Annotated in this window: 14 protein-coding genes; 8 read left to right on the forward strand and 6 right to left on the reverse strand. The window is 39.9% G+C overall.

Going from position 1 to position 13,648, the window contains the following annotated elements; translation table 11 throughout:
- The first annotated feature begins 280 nt into the window (after positions 1–280).
- The 3 genes from CDZ89_RS01130 to CDZ89_RS01140 all read left to right on the forward strand — a co-directional run bounded on the left by CDZ89_RS01130 (position 281) and on the right by CDZ89_RS01140 (position 1,544).
- Positions 281–802 (forward strand): DUF420 domain-containing protein, encoded by a 522-nt coding sequence (locus tag CDZ89_RS01130; protein ID WP_096156299.1) that lies wholly within the window; start codon positions 281–283, stop codon positions 800–802.
- Between the two features lie 91 nt (positions 803–893).
- On the forward strand, positions 894–1,181 hold the full coding sequence (locus CDZ89_RS01135) for a YwdI family protein (RefSeq protein WP_096156300.1): 288 nt from the start codon (positions 894–896) through the stop codon (positions 1,179–1,181).
- Positions 1,182–1,256: 75 nt separating this feature from the next.
- Positions 1,257–1,544, forward strand: coding sequence for a hypothetical protein (locus CDZ89_RS01140; RefSeq protein WP_096156301.1), 288 nt, complete (start codon positions 1,257–1,259; stop codon positions 1,542–1,544).
- 14 nt (positions 1,545–1,558) lie between these two features.
- Here CDZ89_RS01140 and CDZ89_RS01145 read toward each other — a convergent pair whose 3' ends face one another.
- Genes CDZ89_RS01145 through pxpB form a run of 3 tightly spaced genes read right to left on the reverse strand, consistent with a single transcriptional unit; the run spans position 1,559 to position 3,931 of the window.
- Positions 1,559–2,497, reverse strand: a complete 939-nt coding sequence (locus tag CDZ89_RS01145; protein WP_100333005.1) for a 5-oxoprolinase subunit C family protein — start codon at positions 2,495–2,497, stop codon at positions 1,559–1,561.
- Positions 2,494–3,264: a LamB/YcsF family protein gene (locus CDZ89_RS01150; protein WP_100333006.1), complete on the reverse strand. Its 771-nt coding sequence runs from the start codon at positions 3,262–3,264 to the stop codon at positions 2,494–2,496. The genes CDZ89_RS01145 and CDZ89_RS01150 overlap by 4 nt, the downstream gene beginning before the upstream one ends.
- Entirely contained in the window at positions 3,251–3,931 is a 681-nt protein-coding gene (pxpB, locus tag CDZ89_RS01155; RefSeq protein ID WP_100333007.1) for a 5-oxoprolinase subunit PxpB, read from the reverse strand. The genes CDZ89_RS01150 and pxpB overlap by 14 nt, the downstream gene beginning before the upstream one ends.
- Positions 3,932–4,004: 73 nt before the next feature.
- On the opposite strand from pxpB, the gene CDZ89_RS01160 reads away from it, so the two are divergent.
- On the forward strand, positions 4,005–4,373 hold the full coding sequence (locus tag CDZ89_RS01160) for a DUF423 domain-containing protein (RefSeq protein WP_096156305.1): 369 nt from the start codon (positions 4,005–4,007) through the stop codon (positions 4,371–4,373).
- Positions 4,374–4,591: 218 nt separating this feature from the next.
- Here CDZ89_RS01160 and gerQ read toward each other — a convergent pair whose 3' ends face one another.
- Complete coding sequence (gene gerQ, locus CDZ89_RS01165; protein ID WP_227521416.1) at positions 4,592–5,068, reverse strand: spore coat protein GerQ; 477 nt, start codon at positions 5,066–5,068, stop codon at positions 4,592–4,594.
- A 497-nt stretch (positions 5,069–5,565) separates the two neighbouring features.
- Positions 5,566–6,309, reverse strand: a complete 744-nt coding sequence (gene hemQ / locus CDZ89_RS01175; protein ID WP_100333008.1) for a hydrogen peroxide-dependent heme synthase — start codon at positions 6,307–6,309, stop codon at positions 5,566–5,568.
- An 898-nt stretch (positions 6,310–7,207) separates the two neighbouring features.
- On the opposite strand from hemQ, the gene pta reads away from it, so the two are divergent.
- The 3 genes from pta (at position 7,208) to CDZ89_RS01190 (ending at position 11,236) form a co-directional block, all read left to right on the forward strand.
- Positions 7,208–8,182 carry a phosphate acetyltransferase gene (gene pta, locus CDZ89_RS01180; RefSeq protein WP_100333009.1) on the forward strand — a complete coding sequence of 325 codons (975 nt, stop codon included), beginning with the start codon at positions 7,208–7,210 and terminating at the stop codon, positions 8,180–8,182.
- 327 nt (positions 8,183–8,509) lie between these two features.
- On the forward strand, positions 8,510–10,372 hold the full coding sequence (locus CDZ89_RS01185; RefSeq protein WP_100333010.1) for a SpoIIE family protein phosphatase: 1,863 nt from the start codon (positions 8,510–8,512) through the stop codon (positions 10,370–10,372).
- 24 nt (positions 10,373–10,396) lie between these two features.
- Positions 10,397–11,236, forward strand: coding sequence for an octanoyl-[GcvH]:protein N-octanoyltransferase (locus CDZ89_RS01190; protein ID WP_096157040.1), 840 nt, complete (start codon positions 10,397–10,399; stop codon positions 11,234–11,236).
- Between the two features lie 298 nt (positions 11,237–11,534).
- On the opposite strand, the gene CDZ89_RS01195 is transcribed toward CDZ89_RS01190, so the two are convergent.
- Positions 11,535–12,332 carry an RsfA family transcriptional regulator gene (locus CDZ89_RS01195; RefSeq protein WP_100333011.1) on the reverse strand — a complete coding sequence of 266 codons (798 nt, stop codon included), beginning with the start codon at positions 12,330–12,332 and terminating at the stop codon, positions 11,535–11,537.
- Positions 12,333–13,000: 668 nt separating this feature from the next.
- Between CDZ89_RS01195 and CDZ89_RS01200 the strand changes: the two genes are divergently transcribed.
- Positions 13,001–13,225 carry a YuzB family protein gene (locus CDZ89_RS01200; RefSeq protein ID WP_096156311.1) on the forward strand — a complete coding sequence of 75 codons (225 nt, stop codon included), beginning with the start codon at positions 13,001–13,003 and terminating at the stop codon, positions 13,223–13,225.
- The last annotated feature ends 423 nt before the right edge of the window (positions 13,226–13,648 follow it).

Genomic DNA, 13,648 nt, shown 5'->3' on the forward strand with positions numbered 1-13,648 from the left:
TCGATTGAAAGGAAGGGGAAAAAAGTGCAACAGCAAACAAAACGTATAAACTGTCTGAAATGTGAACACTTTTACGTCACTTGGGATAAAAGGTTTCCGAAAGGATGTCGGGCCTTCGGATTCAAAACAGCCCAACTACCGTCGCTCGCTGTTTTTCGTTCTTCCGGAAGCCCCTGCCTAAAATTCACACCAAAAAAAGACAAGCCACCCGGCTATATTTAAGAAATGCAAAACGTTTTAGTGTACAATATATAAAGCATTAGTAAAGGAGATAACATCCATGAAAAACAAATCCATCTGGCCAATCGTCATCGGCTTATCTATCGTCGTAAACTTAGTAGTTGTTATACTATTTTTCATGCCACAATACGAAGGATTAGCGCACGTTGACTTAACTTTTTTACCACTCATGAACGCTATTTTTAACAGCTTTACATTCTTATTTTTACTTGCAGCACTTATTGCGATATTAAAAAAGAATGTCACCCTTCATAAACGCTTTATTTTTGCTGCGTTTACAACAACATTTCTATTCTTAATCACGTACGTAACGTATCATGCCTTAACAGAATCCACTCCATTTGGTGGAGAAGGCATCATTCGATCCATTTACTTTTTCATTCTTTTAACACATATCGTACTTGCTGTCGTTATCGTTCCGCTAGCACTATACTCGTTTGGGACAGGCATAACGACGCAAACGGAGAAACACCGCAAAATCGCCCGCTGGACCATGCCACTATGGCTATACGTCAGCTTAACAGGCGTGCTAGTATACATCATGATTTCGCCATATTATTAGTGGTTAGCTACTAGTGGTTAGTTGTTAGGTTAAATGCATCCACTAGCCACTAGCCACTAACCACTAACCACTATGGAAAGGAGCGTTACACATGGACATCCCATTAAATAAAGTACTACAACAAATTCAAGCAGAAACAGAAAAAGCACTACAAACGAATAGCGCGCAAGAAAAACGTGAACATCTTACTGCGATAAAAGCATTAAGCGAGCTGGCGTTGCAGACGAAAAGCAGCTCCGACCAACAACCGGTTTACAAACCAACACCAATGCCAACGCCACCTGTGAACTTTGCAACAAACGTGCAACCGGTAACGCCCGTTCCTTCCGTAAAACGAAACGAGCCTGATGCAAACGGAGATTCATTATTTGACTTCTAATTCCGTATGTTTCCAACATAAAAAATCCAACCCGTGCAACAATATAAACACCTAGCATTCATGGAGGTGTTATAAATGCAGGGAACAGGAAACGTTTTTGTCGGCTTAGGATTTTTAAACAACAATAACAACGAAACAAAACTAACGCACGACCGATACGAAGTGTACGTAAACGGCGACTATGTTGGTCAAAAGCCATTACTTACCGCTTCTGAAGATATATCAAGCATTAATGATTTTCTTCACGCCCAAGGGTACAACAACTTCATTAGCCACCTAGATGGAGATCATTACAACATTCAATCTGATCACAAAGAACACGAACTAAAGCAAGCATTAAAAATATATTTGCATTCCAGATAAACAAACACCACTCTTCAATTATGTGAAGAGTGGTTTATTACATTTATATAAGCCTGCTGATGCAGTAATGCCTTATATGCTTCCTCTAATGTCACTTTTTGAAAAACAACCGTCCCGCCTACAGGGACTTGAACCAATTTAGGCAAGTCGGCTTTTATGACGGTGCCAATCCGACGATAGCCACCCGTCGTTTGCCTGTCAGCTAACAACACAATCGGCTGTCCCCCCTGTGGAACTTGTATCCCACCAAGTGGTATCGCATCAGAAAGGACATCAGCGCCATCATGTACACGTAACGGAGTGGCTCCTTCTAACCTAGATCCCATTCTGTCGCATTGCAGCACTTTAAAGGGCTGAGAAAAAAACTGACGCAAACTTTCTTCCGTAAAATCACCATCATGTGGACCAAGAATGACTCGTGCTGTCACTTGTTTTGAGAAAGTAGGAACGGAATAGGAGAGGAGTCCGCGAGTACGGCATGTAGACGGATTTTGTCCGAAAAGGAAATCTCCTTGGAGGATAGCCGTTCCTAACTTTGCCTTTCCATAATAAGATTTGCTGCCTAAAAGAGATGGAACAGCAAAGCCCCCACGTAACGCAATATACGCAAACATCCCATCTCTACTCCCCGGAAATGACAGTTTATCTCCCTTGCTTACTTTTATTGCTTTCCACATCGGAGCTATTTTCCCGTTAATAGAAAAACCTAAATTCGTCCCAGTAACCGCAATTGACACTTCTTCTTCGCTAACGACCGTAAGCGACGGTCCAACTATCGCCATCTCGATACACGCTTCATTCGGTTGATTGCCAACAAGACTATTCGCTATCTCAAAAGAAAACATGTCCATCGCACCCGATGTAACTACTCCAAAAGCTTGGTAGCCAATCCTTCCTTTATCTTGAAAGCTAGTGACAAGTCCAGTTTTCAACACTTGAAAAATCGGTTTCATTTTTCCACCTTCTGAATAGGCTCTATGCTGATACCTTCCGCATTTAACATAGCGTGCAAGCTTTCGGAAAACAGTAAAGCATGTTCATTATCACCGTGCAAACATATCGTATCCACCTTTAATGGAATTACTTCACCTGTAATAGCTGTTACGGTGCCATCCATTAGCATTTGGCGAACTTGTGCTAATGCTTTTTCATTCTCCTGTATAACAGAGCCGTTCATATGACGAGGAGATAACGTACCATCGGCTAAGTAAGTTCGGTCGGCGAAAGCTTCCGAGGCGGTCTGTAAGCCAACTTCTTGCCCCGCTTCGATTAATGCACTATTGCTTAGTCCATATAGAATAAGGGAAGGATTAAAATCAACTACAGCAGTTGCAATAGCTTGTGCCAGCATTCGGTCTTTGGCTGCCATATTATAAAGGGCACCATGAGGCTTTACGTGATGAAGTTCAACTTCATTTACTTTACAAAAAGCGGCCAGTGCGCCAAGTTGGTATAACACCAGTTGGTATGCTTCTTTTTCTGTAACAGGCAAGGCGCGGCGGCCAAAATGCAATCGATCCTGAAACCCAGGGTGTGCCCCAACTTTTGTGCTATGTATCTTGGCGCGTTGGACCGTTTTTTCCAAAGTAGCAGGATCTCCTGCATGAAAGCCGCATGCAATATTTACGGAAGATACAAAAGGTAGGATGAGCTCGTCGTTCCCTATCGTGTAAGGGCCAAAGCTTTCTCCTAAATCACAGTTCAAATCAATTTTTCTCATAAAAAATGACGTCCTCTCGATTCGATTTCACTAGTTCTGAAACGGACACAAACTTCACTTTATCTCCTTGTTGAAAAAGAAAAGGTTGCTCTTCTTCTAGAGAAAAAATGGATACAGAAGTTCTACCGATTAAATTCCAACCTCCGGGCGAAGCGATCGGATAGATACCTGTACTCGAGCCACCTATCCCGATAGAACCAGCCTCGACTTGTAGGCGTGGTTCTTTTTTTCGCGGAGTATGTAAACAGGCCGGCAAGCCGCTTAAATAAGGAAAGCCGGGCAAAAAACCGAGCATTGATACTTCATACGTGGGGGTGGAATGCCAATCTATAATATTCTCTGGTGTTGTTTTGTGAAAATGAGCAACTTCTAGCAAATCAGGTCCGTCATAAAGGGTAGGAATGTATAAAGTTCGAATTGGTGACTCGCTTGTTGTTAATTTTATGTTTTGCAGTATAGTTATTAGTTTAGCTTCGAGTTCATAATAGTTTGTTTGTGGGAACTGATAAAAGATAGTAATTGTTTCTAAACCGGGTACGATATCATGAACACCGAGACAACGATTTTGATGAATGGAAGTAGAAAATTGATGCAACAAAAGAGCGTTTGCATTCGGAAGTTTAATTTGTAGGGCACTATCCCCAATTGGATACATAGAGTAATTCACGATTCTCACCTACCATCATTGCGATTATTATAGCTATTATTATAATATAGGGAAGAGAAAGGTGGATAATAGAATGAATATTTTTATTATATTAGCAGCTTTAAATGGTTTTCTAGCAGTTGCACTTGGGGCGTTTGGCGCTCACGGTTTAGAAGGAAAAGTGTCGGAGCGGATGTTAGAAGTATGGAAAACGGGGGTAACGTACCAAATGTTCCACGCTGGTGGCTTGTTTGTTATCGCTTTTTTAATCGACAGATGGGGTAATATGGCTATGCTTACTAGCGCCGGGTGGATTATGTTTGTCGGGATTTTATTATTCTCAGGTAGCTTGTATGTGATGACACTTACAGGAATAAAAGTACTCGGAGCCATCACCCCAATCGGCGGCGTTGCGTTTTTAGTAGCATGGGCGCTAATTATTGTAGCGGCAGTAAAGGCGTAACATTTACATACGGTACTAATTGTTGATGCTATCACGAGGTACTCGCTTCCCGCTTCTCCCGCAGGAGTCTCGCACCTCGTGATAGCATCCACTTCGTCATGACAATAAAATTTATATTGTAGTTCAAAAAACCTCCACAAAAATGCTCTTCCCTCAATTATACAGATTACTATCATAAAAAAACGCCAAGCGACATCGCTCAACGTTTTTTATTAAAATTATCTAGGTGAAAAAGAAGCCAACTGCGCTCCCGCACCAAACGGATAATCATACTCTAACTCTTCATCAAACGTAATGTAATCTAAGTAAACCATTAACAATAAGTAACGTTTGCCTGTTTGCGGATCACTTAAAATAATGTGATCACGACCTGCTGCCTCAATTATACCTTTGAAAATTTTCGCATTCCACTCGCGATTGTTTTCAAACGTCATGTACACAGTAGCTAACTTTCCACGGTTTAAACGTAAAATGTTTTCGATGTACGATTGCTCTAACGGTAGCATTCCTGCAATTGGTTGCTGTTGAACTGGTTGTTGAGGGAATGAAGGTATCCCTGATTGAGCACCAGCTACTTGCCCCATTTGTTGCCCCATTGCATACGGGAAACCCGCTTGTTGCTGATAATATTGCGCGTATGGATCCATTCCATATCCCGCAAATTGCCCTGCTTGTTGTTGATACTGACCTTTCATGAAACATGACCTCCTCTAAAAGTCTAAGGTGACACTTATCTATTTATTTAGAATTAACCCAACCTAAAACGTACGATATACTTCTGGACAATCTGCTTCTGTTGGGGAAAAGAAACAGTGAAGTTTAAAACTACCTGTATTCCATTGGCCATGGAAAATGGTGCGGAAAAATAATATTAATTCACACTACTTGATTGTATGAAGGGGGTGGGGAGAATATGATTGAAATTTAATTTTTGGGAGGGTGTGGAGGGTTTTCTTTTTCTGTAAAGGTTCGCCGATTAAGAGCATGTTTCGCTGATTGGATATTCAATTCGCCGATTGGAAGGGGAGTATCGCTGATAGATTAACGATTTTCGCCGATAAATGTTTCGATTTCGCTGATTGAATGTCAATTTTCGCTGATTAACTCGCCATTTTCGCTGATAAAACGCAAAAACTACCAACCAATCAAAAAAACCGCCCTACCCAAAGGCAGAACGGCAACATAAAACATATTAAACATGTAAGAAAGAATAAACTTTTTCTTCTTCAAGTAAATTTCCAACGAAGAATGCACCAAATTCACCGAAACGTGCACTTACTTCATCAAAACGCATTTCATAAACTAGCTTTTTGAATTGTAACGCATCATCTGCAAACAAAGTTACGCCCCACTCATAATCGTCAAACCCAACAGAACCAGTGATCACTTGCTTCACCTTACCAGCATATTGACGACCAATCATACCGTGGCTACGCATCATGCGACGGCGGTCTTCCATTGGTAACATGTACCAGTTATCTTCACCGTTACGACGCTTGTCCATCGGATAGAAACAAACATGCTTCGCTTTCGGTAAGATTGGATATAATCGCGCTAAAATTTGCGGATTTTCGTAAGGATCTTCGCCTTCAGGTAAGTAGTTACTTAACTCGACGATAGAAACGTAAGAATTTACAGGAATCATATACTCTGCAAATGTCGTCTTGTTAAACTCATTTTCTAACTCATTTAATTCTTCTAAAGTTGGGCGAAGTAACATCATCATGAAATCAGCTTTTTGTCCAACGATAGAATATAGAGCATGGCTACCGTTTTCTTGCTTCTCTGTTACTTTCCATTTTTCGACGAAACCTAAAAATTCATTGATTGCCGATTGGCGCTCTTCGCTAGATAACATCTTCCAGGCTGCCCAATCTACTTTGCGAAAATCATGTAAACAATACCAACCATCTAAAGTTTGTGCTGCTTCACTCACATCTATCACTCCTTGAATAAACTCTTACAGGAAACCACTTGCCACAAAAAAACAAGCCATCCTCCCAATTATGTACTGCTCCTAACCATACTATAACATAGTTTCTCCTTACTTTCTTTTTATCAAACTTCACAAATTTGTGTCATGTTTTTTGCATAGAGTCGTTGTGAACAGAAACAATAAATACTATGAAAAAAGTTAGGATTGCTAAACGTTGATTTCAGTTGAAGGTGTTCGCTTTCCGCGGGCGTGTCTAGGTCTTGCGGCTAGCTCCTCGAGTCATAAGCCATGGACATCACGAGGGCAAATTGCGCCCTCAAGCTGCCCCTGTCTTATGCATTTCGGAGCTGAACGAGCCGCCATCACTTTTCTAGGTCGCGGGAGCCTCCTCGGCGCCCAGCGCCTGCGGGGTCTCCCTTGACGCGCTTTCCCGCAGGAGTCTCACACCTTCAACTGAAATCAACTGTATTATTGGCCTGTAAAAGTTTTTGTACAAACTTAGGAAGTAAAAAACTATCTCTTAGTTCCACAGAACTTTTTAAAAATAAAGACTTTTTCCTGTAAGCGATAACATAACGTCTATTTAGTTGATTTTCCGTTTTGATGCAGTATGCTTAATGGTAGAAATAATAAGGTTGTTGTCGGGAAGATAGTCGGTTTGCATGTAATTTAAAACCTTGAGTGGATTGAAGCGGAGGGCATCTGACTCCTGCGGGAAGAAGAGGGAAGGCTGAGACCCCACAGGCGAAGCCGAGGAGTAGGTTTTTTCACGATAGTGAAAATAACCTTCCTATGCCCTCCCCGCGGAAAGCAGATGCCCGTAGCGGAAAGAAACGGGCAATATTTCATGTACCATACAAAAATTTACGAAAACAGCCAAACGAATGGAGTGTCTATAATGAGCGATTTATTTACAACCTTAAAAGAAAAAGTAGTAGGGAAAAACATCGGTATCGTCTTCCCAGAAGGAAACGACGAGCGTATTTTAACAGCTGTAGCAAGACTTGCAGCCGAAAATATGGTCAAGCCAATTGTCATCGGTAACGTAGAAGAAGTAAACACACTAGCAAAAAATTTAGGCTTAACGTTAGACGGAGTAGACGTATTAGACCCAAATACATATGAGCAAATGGACGAAGTTGTAGCTTCATTCATTGAGCGTCGAAAAGGAAAAGCAACAGAGGAAGACGCACGTAAAATATTACTTAGCCCGAACTACTTCGGAACCATGTTAGTTCACATGAACATAGCACAAGGGTTAGTTAGTGGGGCAGCCCACTCGACAGCGGACACCGTTCGCCCGGCATTACAAATTATTAAAACAAAAGAAGGCGTTCGCAAGACGAGTGGCGTATTCATCATGGTTCGTGGCGAAGAAAAGTATGTATTTGCAGATTGTGCAATCAACATTTCACCAGACAGCAGCGACTTAGCGGAAATTGCCATTGAAAGTGCAGAAACAGCAAAAATGTTCAACATGGAGCCACGTGTTGCGATGTTAAGCTTCTCCACAAAAGGTTCAGCAAAATCTCCTGAAACAGAGCGCGTTGTGGAAGCTGTTAGAATTGCAAAAGAACGTGAACCAAACTTAACGATTGACGGTGAGTTCCAGTTTGACGCGGCGTTCGTTCCATCTGTTGCGGAGAAAAAAGCTCCACTGTCAGAAATTAAAGGTGATGCAAACGTATTTGTTTTCCCTAGTTTAGAAGCAGGTAACATCGGCTATAAAATTGCCCAACGTTTAGGTAACTTTGAGGCAGTTGGCCCAATTTTACAAGGACTAAACAAACCTGTTAATGATCTTTCGCGTGGTTGCAGTGTAGAAGATGTATATAAGCTGGCACTAATCACAGCTGGTCAAACGGTAAAATAAGATCAAGTAATTTTTCATATACAGTATAAATAAACTAGAAGACACGTGAGCCTCACGTGTCTTTCTTTTTGCCTAGTCATAAAAGAATATTCCCCATAATTGTCGTAATTAGGGCTTCTTGCTATACTAATAAATAACTAAATCAATTTCATCATTACGGTTCGTTTAATGAAAAACGAATATTTCAGTGAAATACAAAATCATATGTTCGTTTATTAAAGTGTATAAATACAGAATTCGATGCTATCATTCGTTTTTCGTATAGTCATACATTATGAAACGGACTCAACTATCGAATAAAAATTAAGAAATAATAGTGAGGATCTTATGAAACGAATAGTTCCGAATACCGATATAAAACTTTATTACATATTAATGGCCCTAGCCTTTTCGACGGTGCTTTTATTTATGTTTCCATCCTTCTTTTCACTCATGTACACCCCTTTCCAACCAAGTCATGCTTCCATGCACTTGATTGTCGAAATGATTTCCATCTTTGTATCGTTTAGCATCGCCATACACGCATGGGTAACGCATAAAGAGGGAGGGACGGTCCAATTTTCTGTACTGCTAGCAGGGGCTTTTTTAGCGGTCGGAACATTTGATACATTCCATGCCCTAACATTTGTAGGAATGCCAACTCTATTTATCGAAAGCTCGCCTTTGACATCCGCATGGTTTTGGATAATGGCACGCTTAACAGAAAGTATCGTCCTGACATTCGTCATTATATTTCCAACACTCATGAAAAAAGTAAAACTTTCAACGAGCTATTTATTTTTCACAGTCTTTTCCTTACTTACTACCTACATCGTCTTTGCTCATCATCCTTCATTGCCTACATTAATAACGGATGGTGCGCCAACTATATTCAAAATCAGTTTAGAAGCAGTTGGGGCAGTTTTACACGCTGTTGTTATTATGTATGTTCTATTTATTTATAAAGATAAATTTAAACACATCATGCTGCGTAATTTATATGTTATTGGATCTTTCTCTTTAATCTTATCTTCTATCTTTTTTATGCGCTATGAAGCGATAGATGCCTATTTAAATATGGCTGGCCATATTTATAAAATCATTGGCTATGCAATGTTTTTTATTATTTTATATTTGTTAAGTGTCAGAGCGCCTTTTCAAAAAATCCACCAGTTACACGAGCGCAATCGAATGATGTTTAACATGATCGAACTTGGTATTGTGGAAACAGATGCCAAAGGAAAAATATCCTATATGAACGAATATGCGAAGCAGCTTCTGGAAGTTCAAGAGACAGAAGGATTAGACATCTCTCAGTTTGAATCAAAATCGTCCAATTATTTTGAGTATGAAGAAATTGTCACGCTTAGCGAGAAGAAGATACCTGTTGAGTTTGATAGATTCCCATTAATAGACCATAAAAAAATAGATGGCTATGTTTATACGTTACGAGATTTACGGGAAGCGATTGAAAATGAAGAATTATCGAAGGAAAAGGCGATTGTTGACTATGAAATTGAAACAGCCGCAAGCATCCAACAAGATTTTTACCTAGAAACACCGTATTGTGAAAAAATCGGAGTTGTTTCGATCCCGTTTAAAAGGTTAAATGGTGATTTTCACAATATTTTACAAGGAGACGATGTGTACTTAGTAACCATTGCAGACATTGTAGGAAAAGGAATTCCGGCAGCCATTCAAACATCATTGCTAATAGGTGCGATTGAAAATGTGAACTTACAAGCCGATTCGCCGAAAATATTGTTACGTAATTTAAACAAAGTGTTTACGAAGTATAGTAAATCGGAAAATTTCCTAACGTTAATGACACTGCATATTGATACAAAAACAGGTGTAGTCCGATATGCATCAGCGGGACATGAACCAGCTATTCATTATCATGCAAAAACAAATACGTTTTCAGAAATAAACACAAAAGGCCCAGCAATAGGCTTCTTTGAAGATAGCGAATTTCACGAACAACAGCTACAATTAGAAAAAGGAGACTTAATTCTTCTATATACAGATGGATTAATTGAAGATAAAAGCATCCCAGAGGAAGACATCATTATGGCGATGAAAAAAGCAATAGAATCAGTCGACCGCACGAAAACAGCAGAAGAAATGGCTAATGAAATTTTAGAAAAAATAACAAAAGCTCGCAGCGACGATTTCCATGACGACCGCACGATTATCATTATTAAAGGATAAAAAGGAAGATTCTTTATGATAGAAATGAACAACATGAAATTACTACAACAACCAACATGGCGAATTATAGATCAATCCTCCCTAGGCCCACGCTTCAAGGCGTTGCAGTCGTTTGCAATGGACGACACACTTTGTACGTTTGTTGGAGAGGGCAAAAGCGAGGCCGTTTGCCGCACGTGGGTGCATGAACAAACGGTAGTACTCGGCATTCAAGATACGCGACTACCACACCTAGAGGATGGCCTACAATTTTTGCAGAAGTTAGGGTATGAAGCCATTGTTCGCAACTCAGGCGGACTCGCCGTCGTTTTAGATAGTGGCGTACTAAACATCTCCCTCGTTTTGCCTGAAAAAGAAAAATCCATTGACATAAACAGCGGCTATGACACAATGTGGGCGTTAATTCGCTACATGTTCCGTGACTTCCGTGCTGAAATAGAAGCACGCGAAATCGCCGGATCCTATTGTCCAGGAAGTTATGACTTGAGCATTTACGGGAAAAAATTTGCCGGCATCTCGCAACGTCGCATTAAAGGTGGCGTTGCCGTACAGATCTACTTATGTGTAAATAAAAGCGGAGCCATGCGTGCCGAAATTGTAAAAGGTTTGTACGAAAGAGGTATACAAGGTGTAGAAAGCAAGTTTACATTCCCAGCAATTGACCCAACTGTCATGGCAAGCTTATCGGAACTACTGGAGGCCGAACTAACGGTTCAAGATGTGATGTTGCGACTATTGCTTGCCCTTAAAGACCATAGCGATAAAATCTATCAAAGTGGCTTAAAGGAAGACGAGTTAGACGTTTACGAACAAAATTTCGCGCGAGTATCGGAACGAAATGAGAAGTTATTGAATAAAGAATAGCAAAAGAGGGGCCAAGTGGACCCCTCTTTTCTATTTTTCCTGTATAGAAATGTATACGCCCCTGATTTGTTACACCTTGAAGGATATATGTTACACTTCCTCCATTTTATGTAACACTTAGCGGAATTTAGGATACAATTCAGTCGATTTATGTTACACCTGCATAATTTAATGCTACACCTTGACCTTTTTTTGTTACACTTCGGGAAATTTATGCTACAGTTCATTCAATTTATGATACACTTCCAAAAAATCAACAAACCATATCAGATTACCAAATCAACCTAACACCTTCTATTTACTCCGCCAGTTTCTCCAAGTTCCCATTACGATCCATCATAAACTTAGATGGAGTACGATCCTCTTCGTCAAACAGCACTAGTTTGCGAGCGCGATTCATAATTTTCATTAATGTCTCATAATCTTCTTGAATAGTTGTTTGCTCGTCTTGTAATTTTTGCACACGTTTTTCTAACTCGGAAATTTGTCTAGCATATTCCTCGTTCTCTTTTGCTAGTCTTGCATTTTCACTTTGTAATGCCGTGTTTTGAACATTCGAACGCTTCATGGATTGTAAGAAATGAATAACAGCCTCCATCGTTAATCCAGTTGGATTAACTACATTTGTAGCACGATATTGAGTAGAGTAACTTCCTGTTGCAGGAACATAGTTATTAACCTGTGCAGAAGTTGCTGTTTTTTCTGTACGAGTATTGCTTACTAGCTCTTGTTCTTGCCCGAATTCTACCATTTCACTTTTCGTCGCAAAACTAGGTTTAGAATCTTGCTCTAACACAAAAGGAATCGTATCCTCTATTGAAGTTTCTGGTGGCGTATATAATAGTTTCTTTGTTGGTTGGCCTAATGCGCGTTGACGTTGCTTACGTTGTTTTTTAGCAAGTTGCAACGCTTTCTCATAGTCATGACGAACAACTGCGTTCCAGCGGAAGCCACAAGCAGCAGAAGTGCGATTTAGTTTGTCCCCAACTTCTTCAAATGCATTTAATTGTGTACTACCTTCGCGTACATGGCGTAAAACTGTTTCTGCTAACATCAAATCATTCTCTTCTGACCAAGCATCTTGACGTTCTTTCATCTTACACAACTCCCTCTTTGTCTATTGTTTTCCATTTATATTTAAGTTAAAGGCGTTTGCCTGTTCTGTTCCTATTTTTGACATAGAAAAAAATATTTATACATATTCATAGAAAAAATACTAGATTCTAGTAAAATTTCTATCCAAAGTGATTAACTAGTATATCCATTACTTATAGGGTGAGGACTGTTGCTGTTCACTGCAGGAGCTCGCTTTCCGCGGGCGGTCTCGTGAGCCTCCTCATCGCTCCGCTCTTGCGGGGTCTCACTTAACACGCTTTTCCCGCAGGAGTCTCGCACCTGCAGTGAACAGCAACATTATGAATTGTTCCCAATATTTTTACTATGGCTCTGTTAAAGATTTGTGTTGATTATGATACCAATCTAGCAGTTGATTTCCGCGCAAGTCGGAGACTCCTGCGGGAGTAGCGGGGGCCTGGAGACCCCACAGGCGAAGCCGAGGAGGCTCCAGCCACGCCCGCGGAAAGCGGAGACTTGCGCGGAAATCAACTGCGTTCTTTACTATAAAAACATTGATTTTCTATAATTCCTCACATGAAACGAACTTGCATTGTCCCTTTTTTCCATGTAAAATACCCTATAGCAAATAATAGTTTTTACACATATTAAGTACTCATATAGATAATCGAAGAAGGGATTGTTTAGACCATGGCGAATGAATTTCGTATATGCGACGATTGCCAGGCTACAAATATAAAAACATTGGTTCCGAAACTTAAAAAAGTTGATGAGGAAGCTACCATTGATATAGGTTGTCAGTCTTACTGTGGACCAGGAAGAAAGAAGTCATTTGCATTCGTAAATAACCGTCCTGTATCTGCACCAACGGAAGATGAATTAATCGAGAAAGTTAATAAAAAGCTGAAAAAATAAAAAAAGTCGCCTCTGTACTATACAAAGGTGACTTTTTATTTCTCTTCTATCACGCACTCCTACTTTTACACATCACTCGTATTTTATACATTTTTTTAGAGAAAAAGAGAAAAATAAATAAAACAGAAATAGAAACTAGTAAAATGTAGAAAATGACTAGATTTTAAACAAATAGCCCCGTTTTCTCTTTAAAAGAAAAACTATATAATAGAATTAATTTAATTACGGTTCGTTTAGTGAAAAACGAATATCTTAGTTAATTCATAATAATATGTTCGTTTTTTAAACTGTATAGATACAGAGTTTGATGCTATCATTCGTTTTTCGTATAGTATTCATACATTATGAAACGGACTCAATAGAATTACTATTCAACCTGGTGCGAAACATAAAAACAAAAGAACGGCTTGGCCAACATGGAAG

The sequence above is a fragment of the Bacillus alkalisoli genome, assembly GCF_002797415.1.
Taxonomy (GTDB): domain Bacteria; phylum Bacillota; class Bacilli; order Bacillales; family Bacillaceae_I; genus Bacillus_CD; species Bacillus_CD alkalisoli.